This is a genomic window from Dehalobacter restrictus DSM 9455, assembly GCF_000512895.1.
Lineage (GTDB): Bacteria > Bacillota > Desulfitobacteriia > Desulfitobacteriales > Syntrophobotulaceae > Dehalobacter > Dehalobacter restrictus.
Map to the genome: position 1 here is coordinate 934865 of NZ_CP007033.1, position 17007 is coordinate 951871.

Genomic DNA, 17007 nt, shown 5'->3' on the forward strand with positions numbered 1-17007 from the left:
TCTAAAACAGAATATGTTGGAGAAGAAAAAAGTGTGCATCACATAATAAACAACACCCCGAATGTTAGCCGGGGTGTTCGTCTGATTAATGTGGTATGCTCCTGAAGCTGGCGGAGTCTGTTTCCTCAGCATACCATGCGTTCAAATGAAGCGGCAAGGTGAGTCGAACGCTTCTTGCTAAATCACCCTATCGGGGGTATGATAAACGAATGAAGAGTCAGGGTGGTGGCGGCGTGCAGGATATTCGCGCCAGGGCTGCAAAGGAAACCGGAAAACTAAAAATCTTCTTTGGCTATGCCCCGGGTGTAGGAAAAACCTATGCGATGCTTGATGATGCCCACAGCCAGCTGAAAAGCGGGGTAGATGTTGTCCTAGGTTATCTGGAGCCGCATACAAGTCCTGAAACCATTCAGCTGCTGGACGGACTGCCGGCATTGCCGCCGAAGACTGTTAACCATAAAAACCGTTACCGCAAAGAATTTGATCTGGACGCCGCTTTGCAAAGAAAACCCGAGCTCCTGCTGGTTGATGTGCTGGCCCATAGTAACGCGGACGGCATGCGGAACAAAAAACGCTACCAGGATATCGAAGAGCTGCTGAATGCCGGAATTGACGTCTACACCACAGTCAATGTGCAGCACATCGAAAGCCTGAGAGATCTAATGCAGGATATCACGAAGGTTAATGAGCAGGACACGATTCCGGACTATATGTTTGACAGCGCCGATAAAGTTGAGCTGATCGATATCGAGCCGGACGAACTGATGAAACGCTGCGGGGGAAAGAAATGTCCCTTAAGTCTTGAAAGCCTGCGCCTCCTGCGTGAGACCGCTATGCGCAAGGTTGCGGACCGGATCGTCAACGAGAATCAAAATGAACAGCGCTTATCCGTAAAAACAGCCGGAATTAAGCTATTAGTCTGTATCAGTTCTTCGCCGTCGGCCGCTAAATGCATCCGCTGGACGGCCAGATCGGCAGAGGCCTTCCATGCCCCGTGGACTGCTTTGTATATCGAAGATATGGAAAGCAGGTATTTTACGGAAGAAGAAAAGAAAAACGTCCAGGAGAATCTGGATCTGGCCGAGCTCTTAGGCGCCAAAATTGTGACGCTGAACGGACATGGTCTGGCTTCCATCATTTCGGAATATGCCAAGCTTACGGGCATCACAAATATTGTCATTGGAAAAAGCAGAAATAAAAAGACGCTGAAAACATTATTTGATCCGGCACTTGAGGATAAGCTCATCGGGCTGCTGCCAAACATTGAAATTCATATCATCCCAAGCAGCTGGCCTCAAAGATCCTATCGCGAACCGCGAAGGAAGCGGATCAGCCAAGACCTGTTCTTATCCTGGCCGGATATCTGGAAAACGATAGGGGTTCTGACTGGGGCAACCCTGCTTTCCTTTGGCCTTCGGGCGCTGGAATTTGGCAATCAAAATATTATCATGGTCTATATCTTGTCTGTGTTTTTTATTTCCAGACTCACCATGGGGTATGTGTACGGCATGACTGCCTCGGTCTTAAGTGTACTTGTTTTTAACTTCTTTTTTGTTTCGCCGCTTTTCACGTTTTATGCCATCCAGACAGGCTATCCGGTCACTTTTGTGATTATGCTGGTTGTGGCTTTGATCACAAGTACGACGACTGTCCGCATTCAGACCCAGGCACGGCTCGCCGCGGAAAGAGAAGGGCGCACCGAGTTATTGTATGAGATAAATAAAAGGCTTTTAACGACCAGAGGACTTCAACATATTGTTACGCTGACGAACGAATACATTGTGAAACTTTTTAAATGCTCCGCGGTTTTTTACACCCGGGATCAGTATGGACCGGCAAACCTGTATCGTTCATCCAATCATCATGGTTCATCAGGTATTCTGACGCAATCCTCCGCAGAACCTGATGCTTCATTTCTGCTGTCGGAGCGCGAAAGCAAGGTTGCTCAATGGGTATTTGCCAATCAAAAACAGGCCGGTGCAGGAACAGATACGCATACAGAAGCAGGCGCTTATTATATGCCGATCATTTCCCAAGGCGATGTGCTTGGCGTGATTGGAATTTCATGTCTCAAAGGCAGATTAAACCGTAATAACCGTCTGCTGCTAAAAATGATTATTTCCCAAGTCGCCATGGCTTTGGAACGGCAGTACCTGTCTGATGAACAACGGCAAATATTAATCGAATCAGAAAAAGAAAAAATGCGAAGCAATCTGCTGCGCGCAATTTCGCACGATCTGAGGACCCCGCTGACCGGCATTCTCGGGGCGAGCTCAGCAATCCTTGAAAATGGTGATCATCTGGATAAAGAGACCCATAGCCAATTGGTCTCGAACATCAAAGAAGATTCGCAATGGCTGATACGCATGGTCGAAAACTTATTGTCCGTGACCCGGATCAAGGAAGGGACCATGAATGTCGCCAAAACATTTGAGGCCGCTGAGGAGATCGTGGCTGAAGCGATCAGTAGAACCCGTCATCGTTACCCGAACAGTAAAATAGCGGTGCAGGTGCCTGAAGACCTTTTGCTGGTGCCGATGGATGGAAAGCTGATTGAGCAGGTTTTGATCAATCTGCTCGAAAATGCGGTCAAGCATTCGCCGGATGACACCGTGACCGCGGTGCAGGTGACAAAAGCCGGAGCTCAGGCTGTCTTTGAGGTCAGTGACAACGGACCAGGAATTGCCGAAGAGGATTTCCCGTATTTATTTGAAAGTTATGTGCCCTGCGGCAAACGCAGCTCGGATTCAGCCCGCGGAATGGGAATCGGTCTGTCAATATGCATGTCGATTATCAAGGCTCACAATGGGAAAATGGAGGCTGCCAATAAAGAGCAGGGCGGTGCCGTATTCCGGTTCACACTGCCTCTGGAGGAGAACATTTATGAGTAACAAACCTTTGCTCCTGATTGTCGAAGATGATGAAAAAATCTGCAACTTTATTTCGGCGATCCTGAGTTCCAATGATTATCAGATTATCCGGACAGCCCGGGGGAAAGAGGCTGTCTCAATGGCGGCATCCTATTCGCCCGATTTGATCCTGCTGGATCTCGGTTTGCCGGATATGGACGGCGTGGAAGTGCTGCGTACAATCAGGCAGTGGAGCGGAATTCCGATCATCGTTGTGTCGGCCCGTGGACAGGAGCGGGAAAAAGTTGAAGCCCTGGATCTTGGTGCGGACGATTATCTGACCAAACCGTTTGGTACTTCCGAGCTGCTGGCCAGGATAAGAACCGGGATCCGTCACAGTCAAAAGAACGTTAGTGTCAGTTTTCCCGAATCAGAGAAGATGACAGTCGGCGATCTAGAGATAAACTATCAGAAAAGACTTGTAGCCATGGCCGGTAAAGAAATCCACCTTACACCGATTGAATACAAGATCATTGTGCTGCTTTCCAAAAACACCGGGAAAGTACTGACCCACGATTTCATCATGAAGGAAATATGGGGACCTTACACCAATGAGATCCAAGCGCTCAGGGTCAATATGGCCAATATCCGCAGAAAGCTGGAAATCAACCCTGCAGAACCCAGGTATATTCTAACCGAGGTTGGGGTAGGATACCGGATGGTTGAGGAGATTTAGCCCGTACAAACGGGCTTTTTTTATTTAACATAATCTTTATACATTCTTTATATGAAGGGCATATATCTGAATTCTTTCTTTATGCCATCGGTGTTATAAATAGGTGTGCGAACGAAATTAACCTTTTTTGGTATATCATGAAGTATAAGTACTTCATAATATATCTAAGTGCAGCAAAGGCTGCCAACGGCTATAGATGGCAAGGAACGCAACTATTTTAATTGGATGGTGAAACATTTCATGGTATCTGCCCTTAAACGCTTCTTAATCGGGCGTCCTTTAAAATCAACGGAGCTTGGCGAACAGAAGCTGACCAAGAAGAAAGCCCTTGCGATTCTTTCTTCCGACGCTTTATCCTCGGTAGCGTACGGCCCGGAACAAATCCTGATCGTTCTCTTTACGGTTGGAACGGCAGCATTCTGGTATTCTGTTCCGATCGCGATCGGTGTTTTGGTTCTCTTAATTGCTTTAATCCTGTCGTACCGGCAGATCATTTTTGCTTATCCGCGCGGCGGCGGAGCGTATGTCGTATCGAAGAACAACCTCGGCATGAATTCAGGCTTAATCGCCGGAGGCTCCCTGCTGGTCGACTACATTCTGACTGTAGCGGTTAGCGTGTCTGCAGGAACCGATGCGCTTACCTCAGCTTTCCCGGCCTTGCATGTCCATGCAGTAGCGATCGCTGTGTTTTTTGTTCTCTTAATTACGGTCCTTAATCTGCGCGGGATAAGAGAATCCGCTACGATCCTGGCCTATCCTGTCTATTTGTTTGTGGCGGCCCTGTTTATTTTAATTGGTGCCGGTCTGTACAATGTCTTTACAGGTCAGGTGCCGGCCGAACTGCATGCGGCTGTCGGCACACCTGTCGCAGGGATAAGCTTGTTTATTCTGCTCAAGGCCTTTGCCTCCGGCTGTTCGGCTTTGACTGGTGTTGAAGCTATCTCTAACGCGATCCCGAATTTTAAAGAGCCCGCTCCGAATAATGCGGCCAAGACATTAATGGCGATGGGTAGTTTGCTCGCGATATTGTTTTCTGGGATTGTATTTCTGGCCTTTTATTATGGAATAGCCCCGAATGCACAGGAAACGGTTGTTTCCCAAATGGCTGAGGGAATATTCGGACGTAATTTTATCTACTACTTTATTCAGGGCACAACCGCGTTGATTTTGATTCTGGCCGCAAACACCGGATACTCGGCTTTCCCTTTACTGGCTGTGAATCTTGCCAAAGACAAATTTATTCCAAGGATGTTCACGATCCGCGGAGACCGTCTTGGATTCTCCAATGGAATCCTTATCCTTGGCTTTTTATCGATCCTCTTGATTGTGGCTTTTAAAGGGAAAACGGAGCGCCTGATTCCGCTTTACGCGATTGGCGTGTTTATTCCGTTTACCCTGGCCCAGACCGGAATGATCGTAAAATGGTTCCGCGAAAAGCCGAAAGGCTGGATGCCAAAGCTAATTATTAATTCGCTCGGGGCGCTGATCAGCTTCGTCGTTGTCATGATGTTCCTGTTAACCAAGTTCACGCAGGTTTGGCCGATTTTGATCTTCCTGCCGTTGATTATTCTGCTCTTCCACAGAATCCACAAGCATTATATGGACGTCGCAGAACAGCTTCGGGTATCAGCGGCTGAACCAACAGTACCGATTAAAGGAAATATTATCATTATTCCTGTTGCAAGCATCACGCGCGTGGTGGAAAATGCGTTAAACTATGCAAAATCGCTGTCGGCAAACCAGATCATTGCAGTAAGTGTTTGCTTTGATAAAGAAGAAGAGAAAAAGCTCGAGGAAAAGTGGGAGAAATGGAATCCCGACGTCCGTTTGGTAACGTTGAATTCTCTACACCGGAGCATTGTCCATCCGCTGACCAAATTTATCGATATGATCGAACACAAAGCAACCGATCAGAATTATCAGATCATGGTTCTGATCCCGGAATTTATTCCGAAAAAAGGATGGCACCATATTCTGCATAACCAGTCGAGCTTACTAATCCGCACACATTTGCTATATCGGAGAAATGTGTGCGTGGCTACGATACCGTACCATTTACAAAAATGAAACTAAATGACCGATCAGACAGAATCACATAGCCTTAGATCTTACTTGTTTCGATTCTTTGTAAGTCAGGAAAATCATGAGCACATCGAAGATCGTAAGCAGAATCAGAAATGCGGAATGTGTGAACGTATAGCGGTAAAGCTGGTAAACGACAAACAAGATTAAGGACAAAATGGCCAAAGGGTAAGCCCACAGTTTTTGGCGCCATAACAGAAGTACGAGAATGCATTTGATGATCCCGTGTGACAGCAGGTAGAATACCACAAAATGCTGCGTGCTGGAGGAAAAGCTGGGGCTGGAATTAATCAGGTAATTGGCAAACAAGTCTTGCGGGTCTTCAGATAATTCATGCTGCGTCAAGAGGCGTATCAGCCAGTTGTACCGGTCCGGCGTCAGAAACAGCAGCAAGATACTGCCGATAATTTCCAGTAGACCGTCAATGCCTTTCATTAGCAAGCCGATTTCGAAGCCGATATGGAAAATATCTTTCCGTTTATTTGTCTTAGGTGTTGTCATCCTTATATCCTTTGCGTAATATTAAGTAATTGGTCTCTTTCAATCGTATACGATATTTATTAAATGTCCACTAAAATTCAATTAATTATTCATTAAAAAAAGCAGATGCCTTAAAATGTCTAAATAAAAATGTCTAAATAAAATCTGCATAAAATATTGCTTAAAAAAAAACAATATGGTAAAATTCAACTATCTCTTTGCACTGCATATCAATCTACAGTACAAACTGAGCAGGCGATGAACTTGGACACAAGTTCATGGGGCTGGGCCCGTTGGGCAGCAGGTGATGATACACATATACCTGTGGGACAGTAAAATGTTCTACAGGTATTTTTATATCCTTCAAGACAATAAATGGAGGCATCTGTATGACAGAACAACAAATCAGGGAACTGCAGGGACTTTCAAGTCCCGAAGCCAGACAGCTTCAGGAAAGGTTCGGGAAGAATGAGCTGGTGCCTGAAAAAAAAGAAAGCTTTCCGCGCAAGATCCTGCAGGTAATTAGTGAACCCATGTTTTTGCTGCTGCTCATTGCGGCTGTGATCTATTTTATCCTCGGAGAACCCCGGGACGGCGCCATCATGCTTGTTTTTGTTGTCGGGATTATCAGCATAGAAGTCATCCAGGAATGGAAAACCGACCAAACACTTAGGGCTTTGAAGGATTTATCCACGCCGAAGATTTCCGTACTGCGCGATGGGATGATGCAGATCATCAACAGTTCGGACCTGGTGCCCGGCGACATCATGTTTATTGCTGAAGGCGTCAAAGTGCCGGCGGATGGCACGGTTTTAAAAGCGAGTACACTATGTGTCGATGAATCCTCGCTGACCGGCGAATCGGCAGGTGTCTGGAAAGTTGTCAACGGAGAGAAGGCTGCCGATGGGGAATTGTCCCTCGACAGCAAAGAATACTGGCGACGGGACTATTGCTACGCCGGGACGCTGGTTACCCAGGGCACCGGAGCGATCAGGGTCGATCAAATCGGCCCGGCTACCGAATACGGAAAAATCGGGCAGGAAATAGCCGCCGCGCCTGACCGTCCGACCCCGCTGGAAAAACAAACCGGAAAACTGGTCAAGCTGTGCGCGGGAATTGCCGCAGTCTTATTCGCGCTGGTCGGAGTCGTAACCTATTTCAACCTGCCGGACCATGTTGGCAGTGAACGGGTCATCGAAAGCATTTTGTCTGGGATCACCCTGGCCATGGCCATGATCCCGGAGGAGTTTCCTGTTATTTTGACCGTGTTTCTATCGATGGGTGCCTGGCGGCTGGCCAAAAAGCAGTCACTGGTCAGAAGATTGTCGTCCGTAGAAACGCTCGGGGCTGTATCCGTTCTTTGTGTCGATAAAACAGGTACCATTACCATGAACCAAATGACGGTCCGGGATACCTGGAGTCTGAACGATGACGGCGAAAGGTTGATCCGGATTATGGGCATGGGCTGCGAGCCGGATGCCTATGACCCGATGGAGAAGGCTATGATTGCTTACTGTGAAGCGCAAGGGGTAGGCAGAGAGCTCCTTTTTGACGGAGAGCTGATCAAAGAATATGCGTTCACGGATCAGACCAAGATGATGGGACACGTCTGGCAAAATGAAAATGAGCTTGTGGTCGCAGCCAAAGGCTCGCCTGAACGTATTCTGGACGTATGCAGTCTGACGGATCAGGAGAGAAAAGTTGCCGAGCACAAAATCAGAGAAATGTCGCAGCAGGGCCTGCGGGTGATTGCTGTTGGCCAAATGGTACTGACCGGCAAAGAGGAAGTCCCGGACACCCTGCCGGAATGCCGGCTGCAGCTTTGTGGTATGGTGGGTCTTGCCGACCCGCCGCGGGAATCTGTTAAGCAGGATATTCAAATCTGCAACAAAGCCGGGGTTCGGGTCGTTATGATCACCGGAGATAACGGGATTACGGCAAGCACGATTGCCAGGCAGATTAACATGCCGAACTGCGATAAGATTATCACCGGCGATGAGCTGAATCAAATGAGCGAGGAAGAACTGCGTGAGAAAGTCAAGGATGTCAGTATCTTTTCCAGGGTAATTCCGGAACATAAAATGAGAATCGTCAAAGCTTTTAAAGATAACGGCGAGATTGTCGCGATGACCGGAGACGGCGTCAATGATGCGCCAGCCTTGAAATATGCCGATATTGGGATTGCGATGGGCAAGCGCGGTTCTGAGGTTTCTCGTGAGGCTGCCGATCTGGTCCTGCTGGATGACAACTTTTCAACCATTGTTGATACCATTAAGGATGGCCGAAGAATCTATGATAACATCAGAAAAGCCGTGGGCTATGTTTTCACGATTCATATCCCGATCGCATTTGCCTCTTTACTTGCACCCTTCCTGGGAATCAGTCCGGCGAGTCTTTTGCTGCTGCCGCTGCACGTGGTACTGCTTGAAGTTGTCATTGACCCCACCTGTTCCATTGTGCTGGAGCGGCAGCCGGCCGAACGGGATATCATGGATCAGCCTCCGCGCAATCCCAATGAAAAGCTGCTCACTGCAAAAATACTGACCAAAAGTGTCCTACAGGGTCTCGTGATCTTTGGGGCATCATTCGGTACCTATTTCACTATTTTAAACAACCATCCTGATCAGGCTTCTCTGGCCAGGACTATGGCACTAGCGATTATTTTGCTGGCAAACCTAGTGCTGGTTCAGGTGAACAGCTCCAATACGGATTCTGCTTTTCGGTCTTTTGCGAAACTAATCAGAGATAAGGTCATGTGGATGGTAAATATTGGGACCCTAGCAGGATTGCTTCTTATTATCTATACGCCGCTGAATCACTTATTGAAGCTCGCGCCGTTGTCCTGGAAACAGCTTATCCTGGCTGCCGCTTTGGCCGTCGTATCTGTTGGCTGGTATGAGGTTGTCAAAGGGTTTAAACGCTGGAAAAGAACATAATATTCAATGAATGCTCATCAATAGTTCATCAAACTGTCACATGGGTCATTTAATATAAAACAGAAATCGATGACAGAAGACAGGAGTGTTCATTGGCAACATGAAAAAATCCCTATTCAAACCCTACCGTTGGGCAGCCGTCTTAGCTGTTTTACTGACATTTTCTTTTGTTTTTGTTCTGTTGGACACCTTTGTAATTCCAAAGAACGTGACTGAAGTCAAGCAGCGTGAGGCTACCGAACAGCAAAATACAGCCTCTGAGAAGCAAAGTGCAGCAGAGGATCCGCCCGAGTCCGGGTCAGAGACTGAAGCTGCAGTTACCGATCATTCTTATCAGGATAAAAATATCAAAATAACGATTGACACAGTGCAAGCGTATGACACAACCTTTTATGTCGCCGATATCCGGCTCAGCAATGCGTCTTACCTGAAAACAGCGCTGGCCGAAAACAGCTTTGGGCGCAATCTCAAGGAAACAACCTCGGATATGGCCGAAGAACATCAGGCAATCTTTGCGATCAATGGCGACTACTATGGATTTAGAAATAACGGTTATGTTTTACGCAATGGTGTCTTGTACAGGGATACGGCCCGTCAGGCTGGAAACGATGAAGCCTTGGTGATTGACGGCCACGGGGATTTCTCAATTATTAATGAAAATGCGGTCAGTGCCGATTCCCTGACAAATCCCTGGCAGGTACTTTCATTTGGACCGACCCTGATCGAAAATGGAGAAATCGTGGTAGACAGTACCACTGAGGTATCCCAGTCCAAAAACAGCAATCCGAGGACCGCGATCGGTCAGGTCTCCGGTCTGCATTACATCGTAATTGTCGCTGACGGCCGGACGGAAGAGAGCGCAGGACTTTCCTTGCTGGAGCTTGCGCAGGAGTTTGCCGAAAGAGGATGTACGGTCGCGTATAATTTGGATGGAGGAGGCTCTTCGACCATGTACTTTAATGGAGAAATCGTCAATCATCCGACCGATGGCAGGAGTTCTCAGCAGAGAGAGGTGAGCGACATTGTCTATATCGGTAATGAATAGTACGGAAGGATCACGGCAGATCCGTAAAACAGTAATTGTCTATCTGATACTCACAGCGGTATCCATCGCTGTGGCGAATATCTATGCACAGTTCGGTCATGGGGTTCGTTCGGCGGCAATGACCCTGATGTTTCTGTATCCGCTTCTGGGCGGCGCATTGTTCTACTTTACGCTGGGGCTGATCGTTTCCCGGATCAGCGACCGGAGAAACTACCGTTTGTTCTACAATATCTATAATTCCGGCATTGCGGTATTAACCGTGGGCAGTCTGCTGAAGGGGATACTCGATATTGCCGGGACTGCATCCGGCTACGTTCAGCTGTTCCAAGTGGCCGGCTGGGCCGGAACGGCAGCAGGATTGGGGTACTTGATTGCAATGGTATTTAAAAGCAGGAAGCTATCCTAAATTTTAGGCAGAGCTATCTCAAGTTTTAGGCAAAACGATATTGACAGTAGAGGTTGTTTTCAAATATACTAATTCTTGATTTATCAAAGAATACTGCGCATCGATCAGGCCGATACACACGACACTTGATTTAGGTGTATAAGGCTGGGCCGGTATACTGGCAGCAGGAGACAAACCCTGTGGGACTATATTTCCAACAATTATAGTTCCACAGTTTTTTTATATAAGAAGGGATTCCTCAATTATTTGCCTTGTCTTACAAGAAATCTGCTCGTCATTATATTGTAATTTTAGGGTTAACAAGGTATTAGGTAATTTTAAGAAATTGATATTTTTGGTGATTTTGGGAGGAAGAAAAGCTGTGGCTGACAGAAGAGTCAAGTTTGCATTGTTATCCATTATTTCGAATACTGCGCTGATCATATTTAAGGTCATAGCAGGCATTTTGAGCGGTTCCGTCAGTATTATTTCCGAGGCGATCCACTCAAGTATGGACCTTGCCGCATCGATTGTCGCCTTTTTCTCGGTGAGACAGTCAACGAAGCCGGCGGATAAGGATCATCCCTACGGACATGGAAAGATCGAAAATATTTCGGGCCTTGTCGAAGGGCTTCTAATTTTTGTTGCAGCGGCACTGATTATTATTGAAGCTATTAAGAAAATATTTGAGCCTTCGGAGATTGAACAGGCGGCTGTTGCCATCGGGGTGATGCTGGTATCGGCGCTTGTCAATCTGGTTGTATCAAAAAAATTATATCAGGTGGGCAAAGAAGAGGGATCGATGGCCCTGGAAGCAGATGCGCTTCACCTGAAAACCGATGTTTATACGTCGTTAGGCGTCGGCGTTGGAATCCTGCTGATTAAACTTACCGGACTTGCCATACTGGACTCCGTTGTCGCGGTCATTGTGGCTTTGTTGATCATCAAAGAAGCGTTTCACTTATGCAAAACAGCCTTTAACTTTCTTCTCGACTCGAAGCTCTCTGATGAAGAAGAAGCTGAGATTGAAAAGATTATTTCTGAGCACAGTCATCAATTCAGAGATTATCACAAGCTTAAAACAAGAAAATCAGGAAATATGAAACACATCGATTTTCACATTACGATCGATCACAACGTTACCGTCAAAGAAGCGCATGATATTATTGGAACCCTGAAAAAGGACATGAGTGACAAGTTGAAAAATACCCGCGTGAATATCCATCTTGACCCTTATCAAGATCAGAAAGATAAAGAGATAGACGAATAAAAATATGCGTAAAACTGCCACAAGACAGCATGATAAATCCGTTATGAGAACTTTTTTGTGACAATGGACAGATGAAACAGAATTACAATAGTATAGGATACCTAGTATAAGGCCGGTTCGATCTGAACCGGCTTTTAATTGTTGTTTGTTGAATGTTTTCATCATTTTGTCACATTGCCTACACCTCATGGTCACAAACCTGTTGTACAATCACAAAAAAAGATTCCTGGAAAGGATGAAGATTAATGGGCCCTAAGCCCCCCAAGAAAAAAATAGTTTCCATTGGCATGATTGCTATATTGTGCATATTCCTTTTAACGTTAACAGCTTGTTCTTCACAGAATACAGCGGAATCGGACAGCTCCGGCGTCGCCGGGGACAGTACTGAGGACCGTATCTCCGTTGATTATGACGACGAAGATACCAATGCACAATGGGATGATACCCAGGCCTCGCATATTACTTTTTCAGGGGACTCCATGAAGACAGAGGGAAACGGAGTTAGCGTTGTCGATAATGTTGTAACCATTCTATCTGCAGGTACGTATGTTATCAGCGGTGCAATTGCCGACGCTCAGATTATCGTCTACACTGAGGACAAGAATACCGTCAGACTGATCCTGAATGGTGTCGATATGACCTGTTCAACCAGTGCACCTATTTATGTGCTGAAATCTGAGAAGACTGTCATTACCCTGGCAGACGGTACGAAAAATACGCTGAAGGACGGCTCATCCTACACTTACTCGGATCCTAAAGCAGAGGAACCGGATGCAGTGATCTTCAGTAAAAGTGACCTGACGATTAATGGCAGCGGATCATTAAATGTCAAAGCCAACTTCAAAAATGGCATAACGAGCAAAGATGAACTCAGAATCGTGAGCGGCAACATTTCCGTGGATGCTGTGAATAACGGGATCATTGGCCGTGACTTTCTTACCGTTAAAGATGGCAATATCACGGTGAACGCCGGAGATGACGGGTTCAAATCTTCTAATGATGCGGATGCTGCTAAAGGCTTTATTCTGATTGAAGCAGGAACAATTAATATTACAGCCGGTGATGACGGGATGCATTCTGATGCAACGCTGGATATTTACGCCGGAGAGGTTACGATTGCGAAATCTTATGAAGGAATTGAAAGTGCTGTGATCAATATCCATGGCGGGGATGTGAACGTGAAGTCAAGCGACGATGGTATCAACGGTGCAGGAGGTACAGATTCTTCCTCAGTGAATGGCCGGCCGGGTCAAAATGATTTTGCGTCTTCGGGTGACTGCAGTATGAGCATCAATGGTGGTACCATCGTTGTTGATTCAGGCGGTGATGGGATTGATATCAACGGATCGGTCACCATGACCGATGGAAAGATCATTGTCAACGGACCAACGGACAACGGTAACGGTGCTCTGGATTATACCGGATCATTCACCGTAACCGGCGGGTTCCTGGTAGCGGCAGGCAGCGCAGGCATGGCAGAGGCTCCGGATACGAATTCATCCCTCTATGCTTTGAACATTAACCTGCCGTCTGATCAGCAGGCCGGTACGATCATCAGGATCGAAAATGCAGATGGTAAAGAAGTGCTTACTTTCGCGCCGACCAAAATGTTCCGGAACCTGGTCGTATGTTCATCGGAATTAACCAAAGGCACAACCTATAAGATTTATTATGGAGGAAGTTCATCAGGCACATCGGTAAACGGTCTCTATTCAGGGGGAACCTATACGCCTGGAACACGCTACGAAGAGGTTGCGATTTCCGAGAAGGTTACGCGTGTCGGTTCCTATAGCGGAGGAATGGGCGGCAGAGCCTTCAAACGATAGGAAGGTTACAGATTAGCTGATAGCGTAGATAGAATATTGAACCGAAGATCACCAGAAGCAAGAAACCTCCCGATTGCAGGGGGGTTCTTGTGTAAGCAAAGTCTATTATGAGTCAATATTGAATACAACGATCAGTAGCATTTTGAATTTCGCGGCAGCAAATATTGCGTGCGGGATAGCTGCAGGCATGACGATGGTCTGGCCTTTTTCCAGCACATAGTCCTGAGATCCGATCGTGATCCGGGCGCTGCCATCAAGGATGTAGACCATCGCATCTCCGCCAGAGGAGTGGGAGCTGATCTCTTCTCCCAGATCAAACGCAAAAAGTGTCAGACTTAAGGCTTTGCTCTGGGCCAGCGTTCTGCTGACGACCTGACCGTTCTGGTAATCTACCAAAGAAGCCATATCCAGAACTTTACCAAAATCAATGTTTTTAAGAAAATGTTTTTCCATAAGGATCACTTCCTTTCTTTATTCACATATTCTTAAGCTTTACCCTGTATCTTATATTGTATCTGAAGTATTCCTTTGTCAAATGGGCTGGAATTATGTATTATTAGGATTATAGAATTTTATCCCCTTGATGTGGCGACCTCTCAAAAGTTAAGAGAACAAATTACCCGAAAGGAAGTAAAGCATGGATTTTGATATTGTTCAAACCCTTTATATGTTACCCGGAATCATTATTGGTCTTACCTTTCATGAGTTTGCCCACGCCCAGACCGCAGTGTGGTTGGGTGATGATACGCCCAGACTGCAGGGCAGGACGTCGCTTAACCCGTTGGTTCATATTGACATTATTGGATTTCTGATGCTGGTCATCGCCCATTTTGGCTGGGCTAAGCCTGTTCAGGTTGACACCAGCAATTTTAAAAACAGAAAAAGAGATGACATTCTGGTATCCCTGGCCGGACCGGTGATGAACTTGTTGCTTGCAGTATGTTTCGTGATCCTGATATGGGCCATCAGTTATATTCCGGAAAGCATCCTCGATAGCAATACTTTAAATATTCTTCAAAGTATCTTTGTTAATGCGGTCTGGATGAATGTCGTCTTGTTTGTCTTTAACCTTCTGCCAATCCCGCCGCTCGACGGTTCCCATGTTGTCTTTGGTTTGCTCGGTTTGAAAGACAGCAGTCTGTACAGCCAAATTTATCAGATGAGTACGTTTATCTTACTGATTTTGATTATTACAAATGTGATCAATATCGTGATCGGGCCGCCGATTGAGTATGTCTATAAGTTTCTAATCAGTCCTTTGCTTTGATACAGATTGTTCTTTTTAGAGCTTTTAGGGTAGCATTTCTCAGATAATAGCGCTATAATAAACCATGTGCATGCCATTGTGGGTTTGTAGCTCAGCCGGTTAGAGCACCGTGTTCACATCGCGGGGGTCGTAGGTTCGAATCCTATCAAACCCACCATTTTAAAGTTATTCTAAATACCATAAACTTACTTGAGAGATATTAGGGATTGGGAAAGTTACCAAAATATATTTAAAATGCCTAAGACTCCGATCCATTTATACTTATAACAAAGGAGATACTTTCTAATGGATAAACTTGATATTATCCTAGAAAAATTATCATCCATTGATAATAGAATCAATTCTATTGATGATAAACTGGAAGCAATGGAAAAGAAAAACCAAACAGAACACAAAGAAATTCACCGGAAACTTGATACATTGATTTCAGCAACGGCGAAAAATACTGAGGATATTACAGAACTAAAGGCTTTATAAATAGCTCTTTAGTTTTTTTTGCCTCAAAAAACTCTGAGAGGCATAAGCGCAACTTTTGGGTTGGTAGGTCATCCCGAATATGCCGTACAGCAAAACCGGGATATATAGCGGGCATTCAGTTTGCCGGGTTATCCTTTTTAATATCTAAATTCGTTCTAATCGCGGGCGGATATTCTTGCAGCGTCTTAACCATGTTGGCCGCAATCTCCAAGGCCTTTTTCCGGTTGACTTCTTTTCGCACCGTGTCTACTCTGCTTTGGGCAACGAGTATTTTTAGTAGTTCATTATAGGCGCTGAGCATGTTGTCACGGTGCAGGGCAAATTGTTCGTCGTATTTTGCGCTTTCGGCGTAAGTTCCGGTGGTTGGCTGCACGGTCTGAGGCTGTATTTTTCTCAGCTTTCTGGATACTCTTACGATCGGGACCAGTTCCACGCTTTGTTTCTTTTCTTGAACAGCCTCCTTAAGTTCCCGTTTGCTCATATTTTCAACATCATGACAGGCCATAAATTCCTCCCGCTCTTCCGTCGGAATCCCCAGAAGGATGACCGCCTGGGAAAAACTAAGATTCGAATCCGGATTCGAATCTGGCAAGTCTCCGCCGGGGGAGGCGGGTCTAGGCCCGAATTCCTTGCAGATCCGCATCAGGTGCTCGGCTGTCCGCTGGGAATAGCTGACCTCTTCTTTCAGCCACTTTCCCCACTCCCCATAGGGAACCGCTGCCTTGGCCTCCGTCAGGCAGGTGCCGATTTGAACGCAGTTCTGGAGCATGATTTTGTCGGTCCGGCTTTTAATTAAGTTAATCTCGGCCGCGATTTGCGCCGGTGTCCGGGTAGATAATTCAACATTCATTCTGGTTTCACTCTCTTAACCGATGATATTTTACAGATAACGCTATAAAATATTCCGGTCCCCAGACAAGTGTGAGGGTTTCAGCCCCGATCTGGCGGGATTAGCGTGTTTTATCCCTCCTTTTGCCCTTGAATTAATTGATCAGTTTGTATAGTATTCCATATGTAGGGTTCCAAGCTTCCTGCGTGCCAAAAATAAAAAAGGGGCTGAAGAAAATGGATCTTAGAGAGCGGTTAATCGAAGCCTTCACCAAATTGGGATTTGACGAATACAGAGAAATTAAAGTTGATAACATTGTTTTTTCACAGGATGTATTCAATCAGTGCGCCAGAAATACCTGCGGCAATTTTGGCAAGAACCATGCTTGCCCGCCCGGAGCAGGGACGGAGGAGGAAAGGAAAGCCAGGGTCCGGAAATATGATCAGGCTTTTATTCTCTGTAAAATCATCTCGATCCTCTCCGGAGATGATATGATGGAGTCGATGGGGATTCTGGGCAATTTGAACAAAGCGCTGCGGAAAGAATTTGCTGCGGAAGATGTTCTGATTTTGGGGGCAGGTCCCTGTACATTGTGTGAGAAATGCTCGGCTCTTGACGGAGAACCCTGCCGCTTCCCGGACAAAAAGCAATATTCGATGGAAGGCAACGGGATTGATGTCGTCCGGATGTCCATGGACCAGAAGATGACGTATAACGCAGGAATGGGAAAAGTCGGCTTTTTTTCGCTTGTACTTTATAACCATTAAGGAAGATAGTTGCCCTCAATAGCAGTTAATTGTTTTTTGGGGCGTTAACAAAGTAATT

General features: G+C 46.2%; 14 protein-coding genes, 1 tRNA gene and 2 riboswitches. Of the genes, 12 read left to right on the forward strand and 3 right to left on the reverse strand.

All coding sequences use genetic code 11. From position 1 onward, the window contains the following. Positions 1-209: 209 nt before the first annotated feature. The 3 genes from DEHRE_RS04485 (at position 210) to DEHRE_RS04495 (ending at position 5652) form a co-directional block, all read left to right on the forward strand. Positions 210-2891 carry a sensor histidine kinase gene (locus DEHRE_RS04485; protein ID WP_019225470.1) on the forward strand — a complete coding sequence of 894 codons (2682 nt, stop codon included), beginning with the start codon at positions 210-212 and terminating at the stop codon, positions 2889-2891. Continuing rightward, positions 2884-3585: a response regulator gene (locus DEHRE_RS04490; RefSeq protein WP_019225471.1), complete on the forward strand. Its 702-nt coding sequence runs from the start codon at positions 2884-2886 to the stop codon at positions 3583-3585. Before DEHRE_RS04485 ends, DEHRE_RS04490 begins: the two co-directional genes overlap by 8 nt. Positions 3586-3825: 240 nt before the next feature. Further along, positions 3826-5652 carry an APC family permease gene (locus DEHRE_RS04495; protein ID WP_019225472.1) on the forward strand — a complete coding sequence of 609 codons (1827 nt, stop codon included), beginning with the start codon at positions 3826-3828 and terminating at the stop codon, positions 5650-5652. A 24-nt stretch (positions 5653-5676) separates the two neighbouring features. Here the strand turns inward: DEHRE_RS04495 and DEHRE_RS04500 are convergent, their stop codons facing one another. Beyond that, positions 5677-6168, reverse strand: coding sequence for a DUF2127 domain-containing protein (locus tag DEHRE_RS04500; protein WP_019225473.1), 492 nt, complete (start codon positions 6166-6168; stop codon positions 5677-5679). Between the two features lie 216 nt (positions 6169-6384). Further along, positions 6385-6482: riboswitch (NiCo riboswitch) on the forward strand. A gap of 54 nt (positions 6483-6536) precedes the next feature. Here DEHRE_RS04500 and DEHRE_RS04505 point away from each other — a divergent pair. From DEHRE_RS04505 to DEHRE_RS04525, 5 genes are all read left to right on the forward strand, one after another. After that, complete coding sequence (locus DEHRE_RS04505) at positions 6537-9083, forward strand: cation-translocating P-type ATPase (protein WP_025205354.1); 2547 nt, start codon at positions 6537-6539, stop codon at positions 9081-9083. Between the two features lie 100 nt (positions 9084-9183). Beyond that, positions 9184-10128 (forward strand): phosphodiester glycosidase family protein, encoded by a 945-nt coding sequence (locus DEHRE_RS04510; protein WP_019225475.1) that lies wholly within the window; start codon positions 9184-9186, stop codon positions 10126-10128. Next, positions 10121-10534 carry a hypothetical protein gene (locus tag DEHRE_RS04515; RefSeq protein WP_019225476.1) on the forward strand — a complete coding sequence of 138 codons (414 nt, stop codon included), beginning with the start codon at positions 10121-10123 and terminating at the stop codon, positions 10532-10534. Before DEHRE_RS04510 ends, DEHRE_RS04515 begins: the two co-directional genes overlap by 8 nt. A gap of 90 nt (positions 10535-10624) precedes the next feature. Continuing rightward, a riboswitch (NiCo riboswitch) is annotated at positions 10625-10724 on the forward strand. A gap of 171 nt (positions 10725-10895) precedes the next feature. Beyond that, positions 10896-11783 carry a cation diffusion facilitator family transporter gene (locus DEHRE_RS04520; protein ID WP_019225477.1) on the forward strand — a complete coding sequence of 296 codons (888 nt, stop codon included), beginning with the start codon at positions 10896-10898 and terminating at the stop codon, positions 11781-11783. Between the two features lie 245 nt (positions 11784-12028). Continuing rightward, positions 12029-13609: a carbohydrate-binding domain-containing protein gene (locus DEHRE_RS04525; RefSeq protein WP_019225478.1), complete on the forward strand. Its 1581-nt coding sequence runs from the start codon at positions 12029-12031 to the stop codon at positions 13607-13609. A 105-nt stretch (positions 13610-13714) separates the two neighbouring features. On the opposite strand, the gene DEHRE_RS04530 is transcribed toward DEHRE_RS04525, so the two are convergent. Further along, positions 13715-14062, reverse strand: a complete 348-nt coding sequence (locus DEHRE_RS04530) for a cupin domain-containing protein (RefSeq protein ID WP_019225479.1) — start codon at positions 14060-14062, stop codon at positions 13715-13717. A 184-nt stretch (positions 14063-14246) separates the two neighbouring features. Here DEHRE_RS04530 and DEHRE_RS04535 point away from each other — a divergent pair, with 184 nt between their 5' ends. The 3 genes from DEHRE_RS04535 to DEHRE_RS04545 all read left to right on the forward strand — a co-directional run bounded on the left by DEHRE_RS04535 (position 14247) and on the right by DEHRE_RS04545 (position 15353). Continuing rightward, positions 14247-14876 (forward strand): site-2 protease family protein, encoded by a 630-nt coding sequence (locus DEHRE_RS04535; protein WP_019225480.1) that lies wholly within the window; start codon positions 14247-14249, stop codon positions 14874-14876. Between the two features lie 80 nt (positions 14877-14956). Continuing rightward, a tRNA-Val gene (locus DEHRE_RS04540) sits at positions 14957-15033 on the forward strand. Between the two features lie 128 nt (positions 15034-15161). Beyond that, the gene (locus DEHRE_RS04545; RefSeq protein ID WP_019225481.1) at positions 15162-15353 is read left to right on the forward strand and encodes a hypothetical protein; all 192 of its coding nucleotides are present in this window, start codon (positions 15162-15164) and stop codon (positions 15351-15353) included. A 115-nt stretch (positions 15354-15468) separates the two neighbouring features. Here DEHRE_RS04545 and DEHRE_RS04550 read toward each other — a convergent pair whose 3' ends face one another. Next, positions 15469-16203 carry a DUF3102 domain-containing protein gene (locus tag DEHRE_RS04550; protein WP_019225482.1) on the reverse strand — a complete coding sequence of 245 codons (735 nt, stop codon included), beginning with the start codon at positions 16201-16203 and terminating at the stop codon, positions 15469-15471. A gap of 215 nt (positions 16204-16418) precedes the next feature. Between DEHRE_RS04550 and DEHRE_RS04555 the strand changes: the two genes are divergently transcribed. After that, entirely contained in the window at positions 16419-16949 is a 531-nt protein-coding gene (locus DEHRE_RS04555; RefSeq protein ID WP_019225483.1) for a DUF2284 domain-containing protein, read from the forward strand. Positions 16950-17007: the final 58 nt, after the last annotated feature.

What these genes read in the sequence shown, in the direction of transcription:
- DEHRE_RS04500 (WP_019225473.1), bottom strand. Translation starts at nt 6,168, where the DNA reads ATGACAACACCTAAGACAAATAAACGGAAAGATATTTTCCATATCGGC.
- DEHRE_RS04505 (WP_025205354.1), top strand. Translation starts at nt 6,537, where the DNA reads ATGACAGAACAACAAATCAGGGAACTGCAGGGACTTTCAAGTCCCGAA.
- DEHRE_RS04490 (WP_019225471.1), top strand. Translation starts at nt 2,884, where the DNA reads ATGAGTAACAAACCTTTGCTCCTGATTGTCGAAGATGATGAAAAAATC.
- DEHRE_RS04495 (WP_019225472.1), top strand. Translation starts at nt 3,826, where the DNA reads ATGGTATCTGCCCTTAAACGCTTCTTAATCGGGCGTCCTTTAAAATCA.
- DEHRE_RS04510 (WP_019225475.1), top strand. Translation starts at nt 9,184, where the DNA reads ATGAAAAAATCCCTATTCAAACCCTACCGTTGGGCAGCCGTCTTAGCT.
- DEHRE_RS04555 (WP_019225483.1), top strand. Translation starts at nt 16,419, where the DNA reads ATGGATCTTAGAGAGCGGTTAATCGAAGCCTTCACCAAATTGGGATTT.
- DEHRE_RS04530 (WP_019225479.1), bottom strand. Translation starts at nt 14,062, where the DNA reads ATGGAAAAACATTTTCTTAAAAACATTGATTTTGGTAAAGTTCTGGAT.
- DEHRE_RS04550 (WP_019225482.1), bottom strand. Translation starts at nt 16,203, where the DNA reads ATGAATGTTGAATTATCTACCCGGACACCGGCGCAAATCGCGGCCGAG.
- DEHRE_RS04535 (WP_019225480.1), top strand. Translation starts at nt 14,247, where the DNA reads ATGGATTTTGATATTGTTCAAACCCTTTATATGTTACCCGGAATCATT.
- DEHRE_RS04545 (WP_019225481.1), top strand. Translation starts at nt 15,162, where the DNA reads ATGGATAAACTTGATATTATCCTAGAAAAATTATCATCCATTGATAAT.
- DEHRE_RS04515 (WP_019225476.1), top strand. Translation starts at nt 10,121, where the DNA reads ATGAATAGTACGGAAGGATCACGGCAGATCCGTAAAACAGTAATTGTC.
- DEHRE_RS04525 (WP_019225478.1), top strand. Translation starts at nt 12,029, where the DNA reads ATGGGCCCTAAGCCCCCCAAGAAAAAAATAGTTTCCATTGGCATGATT.
- DEHRE_RS04485 (WP_019225470.1), top strand. Translation starts at nt 210, where the DNA reads ATGAAGAGTCAGGGTGGTGGCGGCGTGCAGGATATTCGCGCCAGGGCT.